This window comes from Peptostreptococcus sp. (assembly GCF_036639115.1).
Taxonomy (GTDB): Bacteria; Bacillota; Clostridia; order Peptostreptococcales; family Peptostreptococcaceae; genus Peptostreptococcus.
The window spans coordinates 339,103-358,483 of the sequence record NZ_JAVWJH010000001.1; the positions used below are offsets into that span (position 1 = coordinate 339,103).

Here is a 19,381-nt window from a genome sequence, read left to right on the forward strand (position 1 = left end):
TATATGAAATAATTTATCTGATTTTAATAGGGTTCCATGATGATAGCTTGTGGAGATATGTTTCAAAATAGTACAACCGTGGAGACGGTTGTAGCTTTAATTGTCGGGTGGCAGACTGCGGATGAAAAAAATGTGCTGAAAAAATATTTTGATTTTGAGAAGAAGTATTCGGATAGAAGATCGGATGGAGAATTAAAAAGTACTACACTAAAAAAAAGATATTTTAAAAATGTATTTGCTTCTTTAAATCAAGGTAATATAGAATTTATTCTTGATCTTTTTTCTATATTTGATAATAATGTATTATTGTATTTTTCTGTTAGCAGTAAAATTGAATATATAATAAATCAACTGTTTTCAAATTATAAAAATAATATTTGGGAAGACATGGATATGATGAGATATTCCATAGTTAAAGCAATAGTGAGCTATCAACAAGAAGAAATTATTTTGGGCATGTATAAAAATACAGGTGAATTAGTTCAGTTGTTGAAAATTTTTTTTAATAAAAGAGTTAATGCTAATAAAACTAATCCAAAATTGAAAGAACACGAAACTCTTGCATTTAAACAAATTTTGATATTATTAGATGATATAAACGCAAAATTTGATATTAATTGGAATTATGATATTGCTTTTTATGGTTTTAAAAATTATCTGATAGAAAAGGATATCTCTAAGTATTTATTATTTTTAGATAGAGAGGGTGACGATAGTAATACATTAAAGGCCGCAAAACAAGTAGGATTGACTTTTGTAACAGAAGTTGATTCAAAAGAAATAACAGGGATTAGAATGGCTGATATGCTTGTAGGTATAATTTCTAAATTACTTAAATCTTTATATGAGGAATTGAGATATAATTCTATTGAAGACGGATTAAATAAAAAAATCTTAGGGAAGATTGGTTCAATTTAAATGAACAACAATTACTTCTATATAAAAAGTTAACATATATTATTTGCAAAGTTAACAATGCTTGGTATAAGTCGTTTTGTGGGATTTATTCTGATGATTTTATTCTTTTAGTTTCTCTACTTAACTATATGAGTAGTTTTGATACAGTTAATGAAATTAAAGCTGTAGATAAGAAAATGCACGGTGAACACTTTAATGCATATGCTTGCAAGGAATTGGAAAGTTATTTTGTGAGAATGGGATCGAAGTTGCCAATTGATCCAATTCCAGGAGGGGAAAGGACTATTTTTATAATCAAAGAGGGGCAAAAGAGTTCTTTAATTCATCAAAGCAACCGTTGTTAAAAATAAATGAAGTATCTAAGATTTTTAACATCTTGTCAGTTGGTATTTCAAATGATGGTAATGCAATGATAACAGTTTCTGATAATAAGAATTTTCTGTGCTATAGACTTCCGAATGAATTATTTGAATGGGCAATGACTTGTGTAGACTTTGCGAATATGGGTGATAATGTATTTCCATCAAAAGTGAAGTTTACAAAAAACGGTGACAGTTATTATGCAGATATCCTATAAAAGTAAAATGATTTGATAGTATTTATAATTAGTGAAGCTTTAAGGGTTATAAATGTTTAAAAAAAGATAAGTAATATTTGTTAATAAGTTAAAATCATATTTTAAATCTATGGGGAGGGAATAGAAATGGCCAGTATTTGGAGATTGCATACAAAAACAGATGGAAAAAATGTTGCTAAGTATTGTATTGAAAATAAGGTGATAGCATTAGGGTGGAGTCTTTGTGATTTGCATATTAAAGATCATGATGAAGAAAGTTTAATTAGAAAAGAAAGAGAAAAAATTAGAACATTAGACGATTATACAAAAATAATAGAGAGATATAATATATATGGAGGTAAGCTTGATGGAAATATTAAAAGACTTACTACCAACATGGAACAAGATGATCTAATATGGTTAAGAGATAAAGGTGTTTTTTATTTAGGTAGAGTAACAGAGAAAAGCTTATACTCTTATAAAGTTGATGACTTCACTTTGGAAAATGATGCGACTAATCAATTGACAAATATAGACTGGTATGAAATAGGAGATGTATCTAAAGTGCCAGGCTCGTTAGCTAATAAATTTATAATGGGTTATACACTTCAACGGATTCACGATAATTCAATAGGAATATTTTCAAAACTAAAATATAATGAAAAATCTGGAAAAGAAATATATGCTAGTATTAATTTTGATATAAATAAAGATTCATTCTTTTCATTACTATCGCCTGAAGATCTAGAAGATTTATTAGCCTTGTGGTTATATAAAGAATTTGAATATATTACTATACCTTCAACAAATAAAAGATCTACTCAGCTATATGAATATGTTATGATTAATACTGTAACTGGGGAAAATGTTTTTACACAGGTAAAACAAGGATCTACGAAAATAGATGCAAATAATTATAAAGATTTAAACGGTGAAGTTTGGTTATTAACCACTAAAGGAACAGTACAAAATGAGGGTGTATCAGCAAAAATTAAAGTGGCAGATCCCAACGTGATAAAAAACTTTGCATTATCTGAAGATAACTATAACTTATTGCCAGAAAAGATAAAAAGCTGGGGAAGATATTATAAAAATAAGAGATAGGTTTATATAGTAAAAGCATTAAGCAAAAGTGCTTAGAAAATATTTTGATATTTTAGTGTTGTTAATTATAGTTAGTGGATACAAAAAAATAAAGATAAAAATGAAAAATCAGCAAGGGGGTAAAGCTTGCTGATTTTTCTATATATGGATTTAGAACTATCAAGAGAAAACTATAGAACTATTAAAATGAAAAAAATTACCATAGAAAGATTAGATTGATAGAGCAATATTTATATTTAGAAGAGAATAAAAAAAGTAATTCTATTAAAGTCGTATATAAACTGAAATGGTGTTTATTGCAATTAGCTTGGGATGGATTAGTAGTAAATGAATCATCAGTTGATGTGTTAATTTTTAGAGCTAGGACTTATAGTCTAATAAGGTTAAAAATCTATGTAAGAAATGGTTCAAATTTGTATATATTCAAAACTATATAATCATGATACAATTAAATATGGATATAATTTACGCAAACACGTAGAAGTATTATATATAGAAAATAATAAGGAGGATATATGGGATTCAGCTACAATAAACTTTGGAAGATTTTAATTGACAAAGATATGAATAAGACAGAGTTCCAGAAAGCTGTTGAATTGAGTCCTACCACAGTAGCAAAACTAGGTAAGAATGAGACAGTAAATATGGAAATTCTAGCTCGCATTTGTGATTATTTTGAATGCAGCATAGAAGACATAGTTTCTTACAGTCCTAAAAAAAGAAATCATGAAAATTAAGATGAATAAGGAGGTGCTTTATGGATAGTAATGCGCCATATATAGCTTCTCTTACAAGAGAACCTTTTATGTATTATGAAATGAAAGTAACTGCAAAGTTACTTATGGAAGGATTAAGTGAAAAAGAAGCTATAGATAAAATATTTAAAGAAAATCTTTATCAGTATCCTACAGAAAGAAGCCTTAAAATAAGAGCAAGAGCTTGTATAAGAAGATTAAATGCACTTGAAGACAAAGAACTTATATCCTGGATTATAAATAGACCAATAGATATCTCAAGACAAATTTGTCTATTTGCAATGATGAAAGATTCAAGGCTTACATGGGAGTTTATGGTTACTGTTATTGGAGAGAAATACAGAACTCGGAATTTTTCTTATGGCAGAATGGATCTAAATATATTTTTTAATAGACTTCAAGAACAAAATGATACTGTAGCAAGTTGGAGTGATTCAACAATTAACAAGCTTAAATCGGTATTTTCTAGTCTATTAAAAGAAAATGGATACATAGATAAAACCAGTTCTAAAAGGATTAATGAAGTGCTTTTAGATTATAAACTAAAAAATAAAATAATAGAAAGTGGAGATGCAACTTGTCTTTCAGCTTTCAATTACTTTGAGTAAAGGAGTGTAGCAGAGTGAGTAATATAAATGAAAAACTTGATAGATTAAGAAGTTTATTTCAAGATCAAGATTTTCTTACGGGAAAAGGGCTTAGTAACGAAGTAAATATACGCATGTTTTGCTATAATCCCGAAGATGAGATGGTTGTAAGACATTTTACAAAGCAACTTGAAAAGGATAATTCCCTGGATTGCAATCTTATTTGCTATAATCTTTATAATGTGTTTTTGGAAATATGTGAGGAGAAAAATATTATTAATAAGATTCCAGATATGGAAAAAAAGAATGGAAGCGAACGTCTTAAAGATAAAATATTAAAGTTTTCAACAACAAAAGCTTTTGCAAAAAAAATGCAGTATGAGCCACATGAGAAAGGAGATGTTCTTCTACTTACGGGAGTGGGTGAAGTATATCCTTTTATGAGGATTCATTCTCTTTTAGAAGAATTGCAGACATTATTTGATGATATTCCTATAGTTGTTCTTTATCCAGGAGGTTTTGATGGTAGATCAGTAATATTATTTAATGAATTTACACCAAATGAGTACTATAGGGCATTTAATATAATTTAAAAAGTAGGGAGGGAATGTAATTGAGAATACAAAATATGTTTTATGATGACATCAATAGAGAGATAAATGGTGTTATTAAAGTTGATCAAGATACGCAAGGTATAATAGAACAGGAGCTTTCAGAATATGTTATTACGAGGGAACTTAAGAAACACTTTATAAGTTTCTTTAATTACTATTCAGATTCTTTTGATAAACCCACTTCTGATACAGGTGTATGGATCTCTGGCTTCTTTGGAAGTGGTAAATCTCACTTCTTGAAAATACTTTCATATATTTTAGAAAATAAAGAAGTAAATAGAATTAAGACTGTAGAGAGATTCAGAGAAAAATTCATTGATGATTCAGCAACTTTTATGCTGATTGATAAATCAACACAGGATCTTACAGAAACAATTCTATTTAATATTGATATAGAAGGGCCTATGGAAAAAAACAAGACAGCAGTTTTAAGAGTATTTGCTAAGATGTTTTATAAACACCTTGGATTTTATGGTGAAAATCTTAAAGTTGCAAAACTTGAACAATATGTTGATAGGAGAGAAAAAACAGAAGAGTTTAGACGTGTTTTTGAAGAAAAAAATGGTGATTCATGGATGAATTCAAGAGATGTATTTGATTTCTGTGAAGATGAAGTAGTTGAAACACTTAAGCAAGTTCTTGGTATGAGTGAAACAGCAGCGAGAAACTGGTTTGACTCATCTGAAGAAATTGATATTTCAATAGCACAGCTTGTGTCTGAAATTAAAGAGTATGTTAATAGTAAGCCAGATAATTATAGGCTTCTTTTCATGATTGATGAGGTAGGACAGTATGTAGGTGCTGATACTGATATGCTTCTTAATCTTCAATCTTTAGTTGAAAAGATAGGCTCTGAGTGTATGGGAAAAGTCTGGGTAATGTGTACTGGACAGGAGGCTCTTGATGAAATAATTAAAACAAGGGCAGATGAGTTTTCAAGAATACAGGCAAGATTCAAGACAAGGCTTTCACTTTCTTCATCATCAGCAGATGAGGTTATTCAAAAGAGAATTCTAAAGAAAAATAATGAGTCCAAAGCTTATCTTGAAGATGTTTATGATAAACAGGAAAGTGTTATGGACAATCTCTTTAAATTTAGAGAAGCAGTCGGAGATATAAGAGGTTTTGAAGGACCGGGAGAATTCTCTGTAAACTTTCCCTTTGTGCCATATCAGTTCATCCTTATGCAGAAGGTATTTTCTGAAATTAGAAAACATGGTAATGCAGGAAAGCATTTATCAGGTGGAGAAAGATCTATGCTTTCTGGATTTCAGGAAGCTGCACAAAGGGTTCAGGATAGGGATGAGTATGCAATAATTCCTTTTTGGATGTTTTATGACACAGTTCATACTTTTCTTGATAGTTCAATTAGAAGAGTAATAGAAAGAGCAGAAAGAGCAGCACGAGATGATAAGGGTCTTGAACCTATAGATGCTAATGTCTTGAAGCTTCTTTACATGATTAGGTATGTTGAAGATATACCTGCAAATCTTGATAATATTATAATTATGATGGCTGAAGATATAAGAGTGGATAAGATTGATGAAAGAAACAAGATTCAAAAATCACTAGATAGGCTTATTCACCAGAACTATATTGCAAGAACAGGAGATACATATAATTTTCTTACTGATGCAGAGCAAGATGTAGAAAGAGAAATCAGAGATGAATATGTAGATCCAAGCGAGATTACAAGAAAAATTTCTGAAATGATTTTTGGGAATATATATACAACAAAAAAATTCCGTTATGAAAAGAAATATGACTTTGAATTTGATAAAAAAGTAGATGGTGTAAATTATGGTAATCCAGTTGGAGGAATGGAACTAGAGATTCTTACTATTGCAACAAACGTAATAGATAAACAGGAACTTAGACTGATGACTGAATCTCAGAACAAGGTTCTTGTGGTACTTGAGGATACGGAATACTACAACTTCATAGAAAATGCTATGAAAATAGATAAGTTTGCAAGAAAGAAGAATATCCCACAACTTCCAAAATCAATGCAAGATATTATAAGAAGTAAACAAGACGATGCTGAGCATTTTAAAGAGGATGCCTTAGTGGAACTTAAAGAGGCTTTTATGAAAGCAAAGTTTTATATAAATGGAGATAGGGCTACAGTAAAAGCTGGAACACCACAAGCTAAAATTGATGAAGCATTAGAGTATCTAGTTTCTAATGTATATAATAAACTTGACTTGATTACAAAAAATGCAGATTCAGATGAAGATATTTATAAGATTCTTGATGGAAGAGAAGATGATGGTATAATGCCAGGACTAGAGTCCAACAGAAAGGCAGCAACTGAGATTGAAACCTACCTAATAGCTCAAAACCAGCAACACCTTCCTACCAATATGGCAGATGTTCAGAAAAGATTCACATCTATTCCTTATGGATGGCGAGAAAGAGATGTTGCAGCTGTAGTTGCAAGATTAATCTATGAACAAAAAGTAATTGTTAAATACGGTGGAGAAACCATAAGAACAGATGATGAGAGGCTTCCAGAACTTTTATATAAGAGAAGTGAAATAGGGAAAACAAAGATTCAAAAACGTGAAATGATAAGTATTCAAAAGATAAAAGAGGCAAGAGACTTTTTAAGAGAATTCTTTGATCTTATGGATGTGCCAGAAGATGATGATGGACTTGTAGATTTTATTATTTTAAAATTTGAAAAACTAGAAGTGCATTATGATGAATTACTTAATAAATATGAGGGCAATAACTATCCTGATAAAAAGAAAATAATTGAAGCCAAGGCTACTGTATCAGATTTACTTTATGCAAAGACAGATAATATCGCCCTTGTAAACAAACTTATTGATATGGAAGATGAGCTTGAAGATATGCAGGAAGATATGGAATCTATCGAAGACTTCTTTAAGTCACAGGTAGATACATTTGATGAAGCAAGAAGACTGGAAAGCTTGCTTCGTTCAGACCTTGATTACCTTCAAAATGAAAGCGAAGTAAACGATGCACTTAATAAAATTAGACTTATAGTCGATATTAATCCCAAAAAAGACAATTTTGATTATAGTGATGTTCCCAGACTTAATAATTATATGAAGGTTGTAAGAGAAGGACATAATAGGCTTCTTAATGGCAAGCGTGAAAAAATCCTTGAAATTGTAAGGCAGTGTATGGAAGAAATCCATAGTGGAGATAGAAATGATAGTTTTATCTTAGATATAATTAAAAAGACTGATGATTTTTATACACAAAAGAAAAAGGAAATTGCTGAAACAGAAAGTCTTAGAATTCTTGATGGATTTATTCCTAGTCTTTGGTCTGAAAAGGATCGGGCTGTTAAAGATATAATTGCTATTGAAAAAAGTAATGCTGAAGCTGAAAGAAGACGTAATAATGAAGAAGGAAAGCAAAGTAGAGAAAATTATATAGTAAAAGAAAATGAAGTATCAGCTAAGCCTCAAAAGAAAAAGCATATTAAGAAATTCTATAGGCAATCAATATTCCCTGCAAGAACTCTTGAAAGTGAGAGTGAAATAAGGGAATATGTAAAGAGTATTGAAAAAAACCTTATGACTCTCTTAGGAGATTGTGATGGTGTAGAAATAGAATAAGAATAAGAAAAAGAAAGGAATGGGAGGATATGAATAAAGCAGCGATAAAAAACTTTGCAATCTGGGCAAGAAGAGAACTTATCGAAAAAGTTACTAAGAAAGCAAAGATATATGGAATAGAAAAAGATAAAGAAATGAAGGAGATGGATACTGCTCTTAATGGGCAGGTCCTGACTTCTGATGATAAAAAAGCAAGAAGAATATTAATTGAAAAAATAGATAAAGATGGCTTTTATGAAACTATAGAAGAGGTTGCTTATACATGGTTTAACCGTTTTATAGCCATAAGATTCATGGAAGTAAATGGATATATGCCTAGCCATATAAGAGTTTTCACTTCAGAAAATAATGAGTTTGAACCTCAGATTCTGTCAGAAGCTATACATATTGATTTACCAGGGCTTGATAAGTCAAAGGTTCTAGAACTTTATAATGCTGGTAACAAGGAAGAGGAACTTTTCAATTATCTTTTTATCACTCAATGTAATGCTTTAAACGAAGTTCTTCCAGGAATGTTTCAAAAACTAAATGACTACACAGAGCTTCTTCTCCCAGATGGGCTTTTAAGAGATGATTCTGTAATAGATGTAATGATAAGTGAAATACCTGAGGAAGACTGGAAAGAACAAGTTCAGATAATAGGGTGGCTGTATCAATATTATAATGAGGAAATAAAGGATAATGTTATCAATGTTACAAAGAGGAAGAGTATTGAAAAAAAGGATATCCCAGCTGCTACACAAATATTTACTACTGATTGGGTAGTTAGATATATAGTTGATAATTCATTAGGAAGATATTGGGTTGAACGAAATCCTGATAGCGATTTAAAAGATAAACTTGAATTCTTTATAATGCCAAAGAATGGTGAAATAGAATATATTGATGAAAAAATAGATCCAAGGCATTTAAGGATACTTGACAACTGTGTTGGCTCAGGTCATTTTCCTTTATATGAATTTGATGTTCTTATGGAGATATACAAGGAATGTGGATATAGGGAAAGGGAAGCCGCTGAATATATTTTAAGTGAGAATCTATATGGTTTAGACATAGATGAGAGGGCAAGGCAACTTGCATATTTTTCACTTATGATGAAAGCCCGTTCTTACAGTAGGAGAATTTTAAATAAAGGCATTGAGCCCCATATATATGCAATACCTGATTCTAATAATATAGATAGAAAATACTTTGAAATATTTGGGAATAGCTTAGCGGTAGAAGAAAAAGAAGAAGCAAGAAAATCAATAGAAAAACTATTAGCTACTTTTAAAGATGGAAAAAACTATGGTTCCATTTTAAAAGTTGAAAAAGTTGACTTTGAACTTTGTAGAAGATTTATAGAAGATATGGATTTAGGACAAATAGATTTATTTACTTATAATTTTGACGAATTCCAAAAGGAGATAAAGAATATAATCGATGTAGCTGAAGTTATGACTATAAAATATGATGTTGTAGCTACAAATCCACCATATCTAAATAGGATGAATGGACAACTTAAAGAATATGTCAATAAAAATTATAGGGATTATAAGACGGATTTATTTTCAGTATTCATGTATAGAAACTTCGATTTTTGTAAACCAAGTGGATATTCAGGTTTTATGACACCCAATGTATGGATGTTTTTAAAATCATACGAGGAATTGAGAAAGTTCATTGTTGAAAACAAATCGATAGACTCATTAATACAGATAGCAAAAGGGGCTTTTTTTCAAGAAGCAACAGTTGATGTTATCGCATTTGTTTTTAAAAATTCGACTTCAAATAATCCAGGTAAATATATAAGGCTAGAGGAATTTAAGGGTGGTATGGAAGTTCAGAAAGAAAAAGTTCTTGAAGCAATAGAAAATCCACATTGTGTGTATTTCTATGAGACAAACACAGATAATTTTTTAAAAATCCCTGGAATACCAATAGCATATTGGATTAGTCAGAATGCAATAGATAATTATGTTAAAGGAAAATTAGTTAAAGAGATTTCAAGTCCTAAAACTGGCATGACAACGGCTGATAATAATAGATTTTTAAGATTTTGGCATGAAATCAGTATAACCAAAATGAAAGATGATGCAAAAAGTGCTGAGGAGGCATTAATCTCAAAGATGAAATGGTTTCCTTATTGCAAAGGCGGTGGATATAAACGTTGGTATGGATATAATGAATATGTTGTAAATTGGGAAAATGATGGATTTGAAATAAAAAACAATATTAAACCTAATGGGAAAAAGGCGGCAAGTGTAAGAAATGAAGATATGTATTTTAAAAAAATTATAACATGGTCTACTATAACTTCGAGCATTTTTTCCTGTAGATATGTATCAAATGGACACTTATTTGATTCTGGGGGATCAAGTATAAAAGCAAAAGATAATATAGAATATTTGCTTGCTGTTTTAAATAGTAAAATAGGACAATTCTATTTAGATATATCTAATGCAACAATTAATTATCAACCTGGGGATATTGGAAGAATCCCAATTATTTATTCAACAAATCACATTGATAATATTAACAAAATAGCAAAAAATAATATTGAAATTTCAAATCAAGATTGGGATATGCACGAAACCTCATGGGGCTTTGGAAAGTCTCCATTACTTTCAAATAAAGTGGATGGAAGAGTCAAAACAGCTTATGAATCATATAAATTTGAAGTGAATGAAAGATTTACAAAGCTTAAAGAAAATGAGGAAGAACTAAATTGTATACTTATAGGGATATATAATCTTGAAGATGAGGTTACTCCTGTAGTATCTGATAGAGATATTACAGTAGCTAAAATCTTTGATGATAAAAAAGATATAGATGACGAAATAAAAGGTAATAAGTATGTGATGACTCGTGAAGATGTGGTGAAGAATTTCTTATCCTACTTTATTGGTTGTGCCATGGGAAGGTATTCTCTAGATGAAGAAGGTCTTGTATTTGCAGGTGGAGAGTTTGATTTTTCAAAATACAATAGCTTTAAAGCAGATAAAGAAGGTATTCTTCCGGTAACAGATCAAGAGTATTTTAAAGATGATATTGTAGAGAGTTTTGTTAAGTTCTTAAAAGTTACTTTTGGAGAAGAACATCTAAATGAAAATCTTGATTTTATAGCTTCAGAGCTTAAAGGTAGGCAGAGTGATAGCAGTAGGAAAAGAATAAGAAATTATTTCTTAAATGATTTTTATAAGGATCACTGTAAGATGTATCAAAAACTCCCTATTTATTGGCAATATGACTCTGGTAAGAATGATGCTTGTAGGGGCTTGTTTTACCTTCATAGATATGATAAGGATATGTTTGCTAGAATAAGAATCAACTATGTTTTTGAAATACAGGATAGATATAAACAAGAACTTGCAAGAGTGGAAGAAACCATAACAAAATCAAGTGGTAGTCAAAAAATAGAACTTCAAAAGCGTGCAGATGAACTTAAAAAGAAAATTATTGAGTCTCAACAATTTGAAGAGAAAGTCCAGCACATAGCAGATTCTTATATAGAAATAGACCTAGATGATGGTGTAAAAGAAAATTATAAAATATTTAAGGATGTATTGGCTAAGATTAAATAGAGGAGGTGGCAGGTTTGGATTTAGAAGAAATTTTAAAAGACTTGCAGAAAAGATTTAAGGAACCCTATCCTGAATTTTATAATAGGAGAATTATCTTTTGGATGGATAGGGATAGAGAATTTGAAGATGAAATTGATAATCTTGAAATCCCAGATGTAAAAACAATAAAAATGTCTGAAAACAATAAGTTCAGAGTAAAAAAACTACTGTCTTTTGATGATCAAGAATCAGACTTTCTTGTTTACTGTCCTCTTATTTTCAATATCAAAGAAGATAACTGGATAAATGATGTTATGAAATACAGTGAGGAATTTAGGGCGGATCTTGTATCTATACAGATTGACGAAATGAATTTACCAGATAGCATTGCTATTAGAAAATCTATAAAAGTTTATAAGAAGTTCTTTAATGCTAAAGCAAGAAGAGAACTTATAAAGAAAAAGGCAAGTAGAATTGAAAATCCCGCACATTTAGAACTTGCTATTATGAGTGAGATTGCAGGATGTGAAATGCAGCCAGGACTTATTATCAGAGAAGTTTTGAAAGCAGGTATTGAAAATGATGAGAATGATATTTATCAGGAATTTATAAATTATGAAATAGATGAAACTTTCTGGAGAATGGTAGGACAAGGAACAGGTTATCAAAGTGAAGAAAAGAGCCTAGAAAATTTATCTATTCATATACTGCTTACTGCAGCTTCAAGAAATATAAATAAAGAAGTATTTATAGGACTTGATAATTTTATTTCTAGGCCACATGAAGCTTTTTGTTTTCAATTTGTCGAGGACTGGCTTAGAAATGCTAATGAGAAAAGGAGCCTATATGAACTTGTCCGTTATGTAGAAAAAGAAATTCAACTTGATGAAAGACTGATGAATCTTGATATATCACATTTTGAGAGCAACGAAGCTTTTCCATGTGTTGATGAAATTATACTTATAAAGCTTATGACAAACATTAAAAATGACATCATAGATCCTGAAGATATTTCAGGTATATGTGATAAAAGAAGAGTTGGAGCCTGGTATGAAGAATTTAATTCATACTATGAAGGCATTTATAACATGGGCAAAATGAAGGATTTCTATAATAAAAACCAAGCATCATTCCATATGACAAGTGCGAAGGAAGTTTGGAAATCCTATACAGATAAATTTTATTTAATGGATACCTATTATAGAAAATTTCAGAGGGCATATCAGAAAAGCCTTAGAAATTCAAATGCTAAGCTTGATGATTTATTTAAATTTACGGTAGATAGGGCTGAAGGTATATATAAGCATTGGTTCCTAGATGATCTCCTTACTAACTGGTCTAATGTTAGCGGTAGAGAGTTTGAAGAGTATGGAAAAATTTCTGAGATTAAACAGCAGGTTGACTTCTATGACAATAATATTAAAAATGCTAAGACAAAAGTCTATGTAATTATTTCAGATGCAATGCGTTATGAGGTGGCAAAAGAGCTTGCTATAGAATTAAAACAGGATATGCAATGTAAGATAGAAATTGATGATATGGCGGGGATATTCCCTACTATTACACCTTTTGGAATGGCTGCATTGCTTCCTAATAATGGGCTTCAAACTGAAATTAGAAATAATAATCTCAAAGTTCTTATTGATGGCGAATCAACAGATATGCCTAATAGAGAAAAGGTTTTACAAAAGGCTAATAAGGATTCTAGAGTGCTTAAATATGACGATTTGATTCATATGAAGAGAGAAGAGAGAAAAGCTCAAGTAAAAGGTATGGAAGTTGTTTATATATATCATGATCAAATAGATGCAGCCAGCCATACATCAGATTCAAATGTTTTCTCTGCTTGTGATAAGGCTATAGATGAAATTAAGAATCTGGTTAGAATTCTTGTGCATGAGTTTTCAGCTGTAAATATAATGATTACCTCAGATCATGGTTTTCTTTATACTTATGAAGAGTTTACTGAGGATGATAAGGTATCTAAAGAAGGCTTTGAAGGTGTTGTTGATTACGGTAGAAGATATGCAATAATGGACAATTCCGCTAATCCAAGTTTCTTGATGCCTATAAAATTTGTTGATGAAGGATCGGGGCTTAAAGGATTTGCACCGAAGCATAATATTCGTATTAAAAAGCAAGGTGGAGGAATCAACTTTGTTCATGGAGGAATCTCACTTCAGGAAATGGTAGTTCCATTAATTAGATACAGACATTTAAGAAATGATAACAAAGAATACCAGAGAAACAGGAATAAATATGATATTAAACCTGTAGAACTTAATATTTTATCAACAGTAAGAAAAATAAGCAATATGATATTCAACCTGTCTTTCTATCAAAGTGAAATGCTTTCAGTAAATAGAGAAGCTGCTAATTTCCTTCTTTATTTTGTTGATGAATATGGAGAGAAAGTCTCTGATGAAGTTCGTATTATAGCTGATAAAAATACTGAGAATGAGCAAGATAGAGTATTTAATGTAACATTTAACTTGAAAGCTGGGAAATATGATAATAAAAAGACTTATAACCTTGTTATTTATGAAGAGTCAGGTCAGATTCTTCCAAAGAAGATTGAGTTTGCAATAGATATTCCCTTTGCCACAGGTGAATATGATTTCTTTAGTTAAGGAGGGGTGACTAGATATGGAAGATGTGAGTTCAAGAACTGTAATAAAGCAAAAACTTAGAGAAAATTTTGACGGGAAAATAGTAGCAAAAGATTTGACTAAAAAAATCAAAGAAGGAGCTAATGTTCCTGTATATGTTTTGGAGTTTTTGCTTGGGCAGTATTGCAGTAGTGATGATGAAGAAATTATAGAAAAAGGTGTTGCTACAGTTAAAAAGATTCTTTCAGATAACTTTGTTAGACCAGATGAAGCTCAGAAAATACTTTCTATATTAAGAGAAAAAGGTAGCTTTTCCATTATAGATAAGGTAACAGTAAAACTAAACATAAGAAAAAATAGGTATGAAGCGGAGTTTTCAAACCTAGGACTTAGTGATATTCCAGTACCAGAAGAATATCCAACAAGATATGATAGGCTTCTTTGTGGTGGTATATGGTGTATGATTCAACTTGATTATGATTATGATGAGAATGAGCAGAACAAAAATCCTATTAGCATTACAAGGCTTACACCTATTCAAATGCCACAGGTGGATATAAAAGAGCTTAAAGAAGGTAGAAGCAAATTTACAAAAGAAGAATGGATAGATGTTATGCTTCGTTCTATTGGTATGGAGCCTAATGAATTTGAAGAAAGAGAAAAATGGTTGTTGCTTACAAGATTAATTCCACTTGTGGAAAATAATTTTAATCTATGTGAATTGGGTCCCAGAAGTACAGGGAAATCTCATATTTATAAGGAGATTTCCCCTAATAGTATTCTTGTGTCTGGAGGACAGACTACTGTTGCAAATTTGTTTTACAATATGGGAAGAAAAACAATTGGTCTTGTAGGGCTTTGGGATTGTGTAGCATTTGATGAAGTTGCAGGAATAAAATTCAAAGATAATGATGGTATACAGATTATGAAAGACTATATGGCATCAGGCTCTTTTGCAAGGGGAAAAGAAGAAAAAGCCGCATCGGCTTCAATGGTATTTGTAGGTAATATTAATCAAAGTGTAGATGTACTTTTGAAAACTTCCAGCTTGTTTGATCCATTTCCAGAGGAAATGGCAATAGATACAGCTTTTCTTGATAGAATGCATTGTTATCTTCCGGGTTGGGAGATTCCTAAATTTAGACCTGAGCATTTTACAAATGATTACGGTTTTATTACTGATTATCTTGCAGAATTTATGAGGGAACTTCGCAAGGATCAGTATGGAGATAGCTTAGACAAGTATTTTAGATTAGGCAAGAATCTCAATCAAAGAGATACTATTGCAGTTAGAAAAATGGTTAATGGATATTTGAAAATTGTATATCCACATGGTGAATTTATAAAAGATGATCTTGAAGAAATACTATGCTTATCTCTTGAGATGAGAAGAAGAGTGAAGGAGCAACTAAAGAAAATAGGTGGTATGGAATTTTATGATGTAAACTTCTCATATATAGATTTAGATACTTTTGAGGAAAAATATGTAGGCGTTCCTGAACAGGGAGCTGATAAACTAATTCCTGATGGTATGCTAAATCCAGGACAAGTTTATACAATTGCTAGTGGAGGAAATGGAATGATTGGTTGCTATAGACTGGAGTCTCAAATGCTTCCTGGTAATGGAAAATTTGATAGAACAGGACTTGGGACTAATCGTGAAGCTAAGGAAGCAAGTAATACAGCCTTTAATTATCTAAAAGCCAATGGTAATAGAATTAGTGGTTCAATAAGTACAACTACCCAAAATTATATTATAAACTATCAAGATTTACAGGGTATAGGAATGACAGGAAATCTAGGTCTTCCTACTCTAATTGCATTATGCTCAATTGCCCTTGGAAAACCTGTTTTAAGTAACTTGGCGGTACTTGGAGAAATAAGTATCGGTGGAAGTATTATGAAGGTTACAGAAATTGCAGATAGTCTTCAAGTTGCACTTGATAGTGGAGCAAAGAAAGTTCTTATACCTAGCACGTCCTTTGTAGATTTTGGAACAGTACCTGCAGAACTAATGAGTGCCTTTCAAATAATTCCATATCAAAGTGCCGAAGATGCTGTATTTAAAGCTTTGGGGGTGGAGTGATTTTGAATATATTAGTAATAAAACTTGTCATTATAAAATGTTGAAAGGGGTTGACTTAATTTTATGATTTTTACTGAAGAACAATTAAAAGATTATGCTAAGCCACTTAGTGAAACTGAAGAAAATCAATGTAAAAATGCTATAAGAATGGTATCAAATGCATTAAAAGATTTGGGTCTTAGTGAAAATGAAATGGAGACTATATATGGTGCTTCTACAGCATATCAAATTAGAATGAGTGGTGGTCTTAGTGGGTATGATATTAAATTGTTTTTGCAAGGTTCTTATGCAAATAATACAAATGTAAGAGGACATAGCGATGTTGACATTGCAGTAGTACAGGAGGATATATTTCGACCTGCATACAGATTAAATGTATCTGGAGCAGACTATGGATTTACAAATGCTACTCCCAGGGTTAAAAGCTTTAAAGATGAAGTTGAGGATGTTTTAAGAAAGTATTTTGATAAAGATATTGAAAGAAAAAATAAATCAATAAAAATTAATGGTAACTCATATAGAAAAGATACCGATAGTGTACCATCAATGAGACATAGAAACTATAGGCAAGATTATACATTTGATAAAGAAAACTATATCGGTGGTATTTTAATAAAAGCTGATGATGGCCAAGAAATAATTAATTACCCAGAGCAACACATAAAAAATGGAGTAGAAAAAAACAATGATACAAATTATTACTTTAAAAAGATGGTTAGAATTGCTAAAGAACTTAGATACCAAATGAAAGATTTAAGATATCCATATGCCCAAAAAGCAAGTTCTTTTGGTGTAGAATGTCTTTTGTGGAATGTTCCAAATGAATACTTTACCAAATACAGTACTTATCGTTACGCTTTTGATGAGATTGTTGGGTACCTATATGATAATAGATATTCTGTTATTAATTTTCTGGAAGTTAATAACATAAAAAAGTTATGTGATGATTCACCTGATAGACGAGACATTTACAAAGGATTTATAGAAGAATTGAAAGGTTTTTATGAATATGAAATCTAAAATTAATTACTTATTAAAGTTATCAGCAATCGTTTGTGGTGTTATCTTCCTAATTTTAAAATATTTTAAAGGATCAGGTTCATTGTTAGATAATTGGGAGCTAATTACAGAGGCGGCAGGATATAGTGCTATATTTACTTTGGTATATGAAAAATTCATTTGGAGAATAGACCCTTTAATTAAAATACCTAAATTAGAAAAAGAATATGATGGAATAATAAAATATGAATTTAATGGATCCCGAGGAACTAAGAATGTAGATATAGAGATTTTCCAAACATTAACTACTATAAATATTTCAATAAAAAGTGATGAAATTACAAGTAATAGTATAACAAGTGAGTTAATAGAAGAAAACAATCAATTCATACTATACTATACCTATATTACCCAGCCAAAGAATGAATTTAGTGATAATAATCCAATTCAATATGGTACTAGCAAGCTTTTAGTTGATAATAAGGATGAATTTCATGGAATATATTGGACAACCAGTAAGACTAAAGGAGATATTTATTTTAAATCAAAATAAAAAGAGGTCGAGAATTTCTACCTCTCTACCTCTTTACCTAAATAATTATCATAGTTTTCCTTATACTGATATAATCTATCTTGCTCTAGGCGGGACTGATTGAGTTTCTCAATAAGAGACTCTTTTTTATATGAAGATTTTCAAGGTCTTCATATATCTTTGTAATTGCCATTTTACTCAGCCTTATTCATATATTTTCTTGTCAGGATATTTTGAATTTTAATTATTTCTCTTGAGATATCATCATTTTCTTTTTTCAAATCCTGAATATCTTCTCTATAGATTATTCCAGTAATATTTACTCTCTTTGTTATCTGATTAAGGTTACTAGAATTCTTCCCTATTAGAGTTTGTAGCCTTCTAAAAACATCCATATCAATTACAAATATAGGGGCTTCAAGGACACATTTTCTAATAAAATGTCCCATTGACTTTGACTTACTTATTTCAAGTTTCTTCTTAAAAAGTTCTTTTTCTTCTGTTGTTAACTTAATTTCAAGACGTTCATTCCTAAATCTATTTGCCATATGAATCCTCCTTTTCTTTTTATTTATAAGAGGGTATTAGGGGTGTCCCCTAAATCATTCCGATAGGAACAAGTAGAAAATTGGATAAAAAGAAGCGAACCTAAAAGGGTTCGCTTCATCAATTTTCTCGTAAGTGTCCGTACACTTACTGTGCTTGCTTATTAAAGTTTTTAAAAGCAGGCATTAAGCTAAGTATTTGATTTATTTTCTAATATTACCGCACTATGGATAAAATGTCAGCGTGGATTAGCCGCTTTTGGTGTGCATTTTTGTTTATTCTTTTCAAAAACTTTTTAAAATAGCGAATCAAGCGGGTCATATTTTCACTGTTATATATATAGGGGGACTTAAGTAGCCTTATGAGAATAAAGAAAGTCTTGGTGGTCTTTTAAAGGAGGACATATTAGAATATAGCATTCAGCTTGCCATGCTTAGGCAATTATTAAGTGAAAAGCTAATAAACAAGCAAGAATACTTTAAGATTAAAAAGCTTCTTATGGAAAAATATAAGATTTCTTCAGATTTGACCTGCTAAATTTAACTAGTCGCGGTAGAATAGGATTGTATAGAAGAATACAAAAGTGAGGTGAGATTATGAAGAAGGTTGAAGTTATAAAAGGTGAAGGTCTTTTAAACGGTAGAAGAAATGGTGAAGAGATAAAATTAAAAAGAGTGGCAGCCTATTGTAGGGTTAGTACCGATAGTGAGGATCAGCTTCAAAGTTATCATTCCCAGGTCAAATATTATACAGACTTAATCAATGAAAATCCTGATTGGACTATGGCGGGAATCTATGCTGATGAAGCCATCACAGGCACACAGATAGACAAAAGACTGGATTTTCAAAGGCTAATAAATGATTGTATGAATGGTGATATAGATATGATTATCACCAAATCTATATCCAGATTTTATGATTAACATTTATTTACTACAAA

Annotated in this window: 15 protein-coding genes and 1 pseudogene; 15 read left to right on the forward strand and 1 reads right to left on the reverse strand. The window is 30.7% G+C overall.

Translation table 11 applies throughout. The features are described 5' to 3' along the window. Positions 1–36 precede the first annotated feature (36 nt). The 13 genes from RR561_RS01350 (at position 37) to RR561_RS01410 (ending at position 17,916) form a co-directional block, all read left to right on the forward strand. The gene (locus RR561_RS01350; protein WP_332505638.1) at positions 37–918 is read left to right on the forward strand and encodes a hypothetical protein; all 882 of its coding nucleotides are present in this window, start codon (positions 37–39) and stop codon (positions 916–918) included. 128 nt (positions 919–1,046) lie between these two features. Beyond that, a complete protein-coding gene (locus RR561_RS01355) occupies positions 1,047–1,262 on the forward strand; it encodes a hypothetical protein (RefSeq protein ID WP_332505639.1) in 216 nt (71 codons plus the stop codon). After that, on the forward strand, positions 1,256–1,495 hold the full coding sequence (locus RR561_RS01360; protein ID WP_332505640.1) for a hypothetical protein: 240 nt from the start codon (positions 1,256–1,258) through the stop codon (positions 1,493–1,495). The genes RR561_RS01355 and RR561_RS01360 overlap by 7 nt, the downstream gene beginning before the upstream one ends. 126 nt (positions 1,496–1,621) lie before the next feature. Further along, entirely contained in the window at positions 1,622–2,578 is a 957-nt protein-coding gene (locus RR561_RS01365; protein WP_332505641.1) for a hypothetical protein, read from the forward strand. Positions 2,579–3,093: 515 nt separating this feature from the next. Further along, the gene (locus RR561_RS01370; protein WP_332505642.1) at positions 3,094–3,315 is read left to right on the forward strand and encodes a helix-turn-helix domain-containing protein; all 222 of its coding nucleotides are present in this window, start codon (positions 3,094–3,096) and stop codon (positions 3,313–3,315) included. Positions 3,316–3,335: 20 nt separating this feature from the next. Further along, positions 3,336–3,941: a DUF1819 family protein gene (locus tag RR561_RS01375; RefSeq protein ID WP_332505643.1), complete on the forward strand. Its 606-nt coding sequence runs from the start codon at positions 3,336–3,338 to the stop codon at positions 3,939–3,941. Positions 3,942–3,955: 14 nt separating this feature from the next. Further along, positions 3,956–4,513 carry a DUF1788 domain-containing protein gene (locus RR561_RS01380; protein WP_332505644.1) on the forward strand — a complete coding sequence of 186 codons (558 nt, stop codon included), beginning with the start codon at positions 3,956–3,958 and terminating at the stop codon, positions 4,511–4,513. 20 nt (positions 4,514–4,533) lie between these two features. Further along, on the forward strand, positions 4,534–8,127 hold the full coding sequence (brxC, locus tag RR561_RS01385) for a BREX system P-loop protein BrxC (RefSeq protein ID WP_332505645.1): 3,594 nt from the start codon (positions 4,534–4,536) through the stop codon (positions 8,125–8,127). 29 nt (positions 8,128–8,156) lie between these two features. After that, the gene (gene pglX / locus RR561_RS01390; RefSeq protein WP_332505646.1) at positions 8,157–11,690 is read left to right on the forward strand and encodes a BREX-1 system adenine-specific DNA-methyltransferase PglX; all 3,534 of its coding nucleotides are present in this window, start codon (positions 8,157–8,159) and stop codon (positions 11,688–11,690) included. A gap of 14 nt (positions 11,691–11,704) precedes the next feature. Continuing rightward, positions 11,705–14,299, forward strand: a complete 2,595-nt coding sequence (gene pglZ, locus RR561_RS01395; RefSeq protein ID WP_332505647.1) for a BREX-1 system phosphatase PglZ type A — start codon at positions 11,705–11,707, stop codon at positions 14,297–14,299. A gap of 16 nt (positions 14,300–14,315) precedes the next feature. Beyond that, positions 14,316–16,364, forward strand: coding sequence for a protease Lon-related BREX system protein BrxL (gene brxL, locus RR561_RS01400; RefSeq protein ID WP_332505648.1), 2,049 nt, complete (start codon positions 14,316–14,318; stop codon positions 16,362–16,364). A 63-nt stretch (positions 16,365–16,427) separates the two neighbouring features. Beyond that, positions 16,428–17,384: a nucleotidyltransferase domain-containing protein gene (locus tag RR561_RS01405; protein WP_332505649.1), complete on the forward strand. Its 957-nt coding sequence runs from the start codon at positions 16,428–16,430 to the stop codon at positions 17,382–17,384. Next, positions 17,368–17,916, forward strand: coding sequence for a hypothetical protein (locus RR561_RS01410; protein WP_332505650.1), 549 nt, complete (start codon positions 17,368–17,370; stop codon positions 17,914–17,916). Before RR561_RS01405 ends, RR561_RS01410 begins: the two co-directional genes overlap by 17 nt. 173 nt (positions 17,917–18,089) lie before the next feature. Here the strand turns inward: RR561_RS01410 and RR561_RS01415 are convergent, their stop codons facing one another. Then, positions 18,090–18,443 carry a plasmid mobilization protein gene (locus tag RR561_RS01415; protein ID WP_332505651.1) on the reverse strand — a complete coding sequence of 118 codons (354 nt, stop codon included), beginning with the start codon at positions 18,441–18,443 and terminating at the stop codon, positions 18,090–18,092. Positions 18,444–18,843: 400 nt separating this feature from the next. On the opposite strand from RR561_RS01415, the gene RR561_RS01420 reads away from it, so the two are divergent. Beyond that, complete coding sequence (locus tag RR561_RS01420; protein WP_332505825.1) at positions 18,844–18,978, forward strand: SHOCT domain-containing protein; 135 nt, start codon at positions 18,844–18,846, stop codon at positions 18,976–18,978. A gap of 56 nt (positions 18,979–19,034) precedes the next feature. Beyond that, positions 19,035–19,355: pseudogene (locus RR561_RS01425) on the forward strand (recombinase family protein); the annotation flags it as partial. Positions 19,356–19,381 lie beyond the last annotated feature (26 nt).

Excerpts from the sequence above, each read along its gene's own strand:
- RR561_RS01370 (WP_332505642.1), top strand. The coding sequence starts at position 3,094 with ATGGGATTCAGCTACAATAAACTTTGGAAGATTTTAATTGACAAAGAT.
- RR561_RS01405 (WP_332505649.1), top strand. The coding sequence starts at position 16,428 with ATGATTTTTACTGAAGAACAATTAAAAGATTATGCTAAGCCACTTAGT.
- brxL (WP_332505648.1), top strand. The coding sequence starts at position 14,316 with ATGGAAGATGTGAGTTCAAGAACTGTAATAAAGCAAAAACTTAGAGAA.
- RR561_RS01365 (WP_332505641.1), top strand. The coding sequence starts at position 1,622 with ATGGCCAGTATTTGGAGATTGCATACAAAAACAGATGGAAAAAATGTT.
- pglX (WP_332505646.1), top strand. The coding sequence starts at position 8,157 with ATGAATAAAGCAGCGATAAAAAACTTTGCAATCTGGGCAAGAAGAGAA.
- RR561_RS01415 (WP_332505651.1), bottom strand. The coding sequence starts at position 18,443 with ATGGCAAATAGATTTAGGAATGAACGTCTTGAAATTAAGTTAACAACA.
- RR561_RS01355 (WP_332505639.1), top strand. The coding sequence starts at position 1,047 with ATGAGTAGTTTTGATACAGTTAATGAAATTAAAGCTGTAGATAAGAAA.
- RR561_RS01375 (WP_332505643.1), top strand. The coding sequence starts at position 3,336 with ATGGATAGTAATGCGCCATATATAGCTTCTCTTACAAGAGAACCTTTT.
- RR561_RS01350 (WP_332505638.1), top strand. The coding sequence starts at position 37 with ATGATGATAGCTTGTGGAGATATGTTTCAAAATAGTACAACCGTGGAG.
- RR561_RS01410 (WP_332505650.1), top strand. The coding sequence starts at position 17,368 with ATGAATATGAAATCTAAAATTAATTACTTATTAAAGTTATCAGCAATC.